The 3,539-nt window shown below is 68.4% G+C and carries 2 protein-coding genes and 1 pseudogene; all 3 read left to right on the plus strand.

Annotated features, from left to right (window positions below):
- Positions 1-249: pseudogene (locus ACFWNV_RS26470) on the plus strand (hypothetical protein); the annotation flags it as partial.
- Positions 250-435: 186 nt separating this feature from the next.
- Positions 436-1,953: an FG-GAP-like repeat-containing protein gene (locus tag ACFWNV_RS26475; protein ID WP_383951828.1), complete on the plus strand. Its 1,518-nt coding sequence runs from the start codon at positions 436-438 to the stop codon at positions 1,951-1,953.
- A gap of 159 nt (positions 1,954-2,112) precedes the next feature.
- On the plus strand, positions 2,113-3,539 hold a 1,427-nt coding region (locus ACFWNV_RS26480), incomplete at its 3' end, for a trypsin-like serine protease (RefSeq protein WP_383951830.1).

The following is a 3,539-nucleotide window of genomic DNA, read 5'->3' on the forward strand; positions in this document are numbered from 1 at the left end:
CTCCTCAAGTTCCTCGCCCGTGACCGGGCGGACGTGTGCTTCAAGGTCATCGGCGACGAGGGCTATCTGACCTTGGAGATCAAGTCGGTGCACGGGGTGCGGACCGATGATTCCGTGAAGACCCACCTCACGATGACCGCCGAGAGCGACCGCGTCGAGTACGACATCCCCGCGAAGACCTGGGAAGGCGTCGGCGAGTCCGTCGACGGCCGTGAGCACGTCCTGGTCGAAATCCGCGTCACCAAGTAACCCGCGTCGCCAAGTAACCGCTTCACCAGGTAACCCGCGTCGCCTTACGACAAGCTGCGCAACCCGGCACCACGTGAGCCTGCCCCCGGCGGGCTCCACGTGGCCGGCCGACCACCGGTCCCGCACGCGGCACGACCGATCTCCGGCGTACACCTCACCGCATCCTGTTCCTGAAGGAAATTAGTCATGTCTGCATCCCGTCCACGCACCGCGCCGATATCGGGCCTGCTCGTCACCGCGACCGCGGTCGCCGCGTCGCTCGTTCCCGCCGGTTCGGCCCAAGCCGTCTCCGGCCCGGAGGCCGCGGCCGGCCAGCACGCTTCCGTCGTCCAGCTGAACATCGGTGACGAGGCCAACAGCCGCGCCTGCTCCGCCGTACTCGTCCACGCGAACTGGGTCCTGACCGCGACGAGCTGCTTCGCGAAGACCCCCGGCGCAGCGGTCGTGGCCGGGAAGCCGGCGCTGAAGACCACGGCCAAGGTCGGCACGACCACGCTCGACGTGGTCAAGATCGTGCCGCGCAGCGACCGTGACGTGGTGCTCGCCAGGCTCTCCAAGCCCATCGCCGGCGTCGCCCCCGTCAAGCTCGCCGCCGCGCAGCCGGCCGTGAACGCGGCGGTGACGGCGGCCGGGTTCGGGCGTACGAAGACCGACTGGGTGCAGACGAAGGTCCACACCGCCGCGTTCGGTGTCACGTCCTCGGACGCCACGACGCTGACTCTCACCGGCAAGGGCACCGACTCCCTCTGCAAGGGGGACGCCGGTGGCCCCCTGGTCAACGGCAACGGCGAGCTGGCCGGCATAAACAACCGGTCCTGGCAAGGCGGTTGCCTGGGCACCCCCGCCACCGAGACGCGCACCGGCGCCACCGCCTCTCGCGCGGACGGCCTCCAGGACTGGGTCCGCAAGACGGCCTTCCACGCCCCGGGCGACATGACCAACGACGGCATTGCCGACCTCGCGGCGATCTGGGGCAACGGCAGTCTCTACCTCTACCCCGGCGACAAGGCCAAGGGCCTGGCCGGCACCGACATCGCGCAGCTCGGCGGCACCACCTGGGCCACCACCAAGCAGCTCGCGGCCGGTGACTTCAACGGTGACGGCATCTCCGACCTCATGGCCATGTGGAACGACGGCACCCTGCACCTGTACAAGGGCGACGGCAAGGGCAAGGTTGCCGACGCCGTCACCGTCACACAGGGCGGCAATACCTGGGGCACCGTCAAGCAGTTCACCGCGGGTGACTTCACCGGTGACGGGATCGCCGACGTCATGGCCGTCTGGAACGACGGCACCATGCACCAGTACAAGGGCACGGGCGACGGCCAGCTCGCGCCCGAGACCAAGGTGAACACCGGCGGCAGCACCTGGAGCACCGTGAAGCTGCTGCCCGCCGGCGACTTCAACGGTGACGGCATCGCCGACCTCATGGCCGTCTGGAACAACGGCACCATGCACTACTACCCCGGCGACGGCACCGGCCAGATCGGCAACGAAGTCCCGGTCCTGCTCGGCGGCAACACCTGGGGCACGGTCCTGCACATGACCGCCGGCGACTTCAACGGTGACGGCATCTCCGACCTCATGGCCATCTGGAACGACGGCAGCCTCCACCTCTACAAGGGCGACGGCAAGGGCGGCATCACGGACGAAGTCACCATGTGGGGCGGCACCACCTGGAAGACCATGCTCCAGGTCACCTGACCCGCCCATCACCGTAGAGGCGTTCTGCTGCCGGACCCGGATGACTGCCCCAGGTCCGGCAGCGCCCCGGAACAGCCTGCCCCACCCCAGCGACCTGCCGGCCTGCGCGCACGGCAACGTCTCGAAGAAACACCTAGGAAGGCTTTGTCCAATATGAACATGCGTACCAGGTGGATGGCCGCGGCCGTGACCATCGCAGGCGCCACCGCGCTCATGCCCGCCGGCGGCGCCCTGGCAGCTGTCGGAACCCCCGCCGCCGCGGGGCAGTACACCCACACCGTCCAGCTGAACATCGGCGACGAGGCCAACAGCCGTGCCTGCTCCGCCGTACTCGTCGACGCGAGCTGGGTCCTGACCGCGACGAGCTGCTTCGCGAAGACCCCCGGCGCGGCAGTCGTGGCGGGCAGACCGGAGCTGAAGACCACGGCGAAGATCGGCGCGGGCACGACCGCGTTCGATGTGATCAACGTCGTACCGCACGCCAACCGTGGCGTCGCGCTCGCCAAGCTGTCCAGCCCGGTCACGAGCAGCATCACCCCCGTCAAGCTCGCCGCCGCGCAGCCGGCCGTGAACGCGGCGGTGACGGCGGCCGGGTTCGGCCGTACGAAGACCGACTGGGTGCAGACGAAGGTCCACACCGCCGCGTTCGGTGTCGCGTCCACGGATGCCACGACGTTGACTCTGACGGGCAAGGGCACCGACACCATCTGCAAGGGTGATGCCGGCGGTCCGCTGGTCAACAGCCAGGGAGAGCTGACCGGCATCAACAGCCGGTCCTGGCAGGGCGGCTGCCTGGGCACCCCCGCCACGGAGACCCGCACCGGCGCCATCGCGGAACGGGCGGACGGCCTCAAGGGCTGGATCGCCGACACCGCCCGGCGTTTCGCCGTCCAGCGTGACGTGAACGGCGACGGCCGTTCGGACTCGGTCATGGTGTACTACAACGCCGACACCTCGATCGCCTTCTACAGCTCCCTGGCCAAGGCCGACGGCGGGTTCAACGAGTACAAGGCCGGCTACACCGTCCCCGCCAAGAGCTGGGACCCCAAGTCCATGAAGCTCATCAACGGTGACTTCAACGGTGACGGCCGCACCGACGTGGGCATGATGTACCGCAACGCGGACACCAGCATCACCATGTACACCGGCCTCGCCGACACCGCCGGCCTCATCCAGCCCTTCACCAGCAGCTACACCATTCCGGCCAACAGCCTGGACTGGAACGCCATCGAGCTGCAGGCCGGTGACGTCAACGGGGACGGCCGCACCGACGCCGTCATGGTCTACTACCACGCGAACACCTCGATCGCCTTCTACAGCTCCCTGGCCAAGGCCGACGGCGGGTTCAACGAGTACAAGCCCGGCTACACCGTTCCCACGGGCAGCTGGAGCCGCGGCTCCATGAAGCTGATCACCGGCGACTTCAACGGCGACACCCGCAGCGACATGGGCATGCTGTACAAGATGGGCGACGGCTCCCTGCAGATGTTCACCGGCCTCGCCGACACCGCCGGCCTCATCCAGCCCTTCACCAGCAGCCAAACCGTCCCCGCCAACACCTGGGACTGGAACACCGTCGAGATCCG

The sequence above is a fragment of the Streptomyces sp. NPDC058401 genome, from assembly GCF_042722885.1.
Taxonomy (GTDB): Bacteria; Actinomycetota; Actinomycetes; order Streptomycetales; family Streptomycetaceae; genus Streptomyces.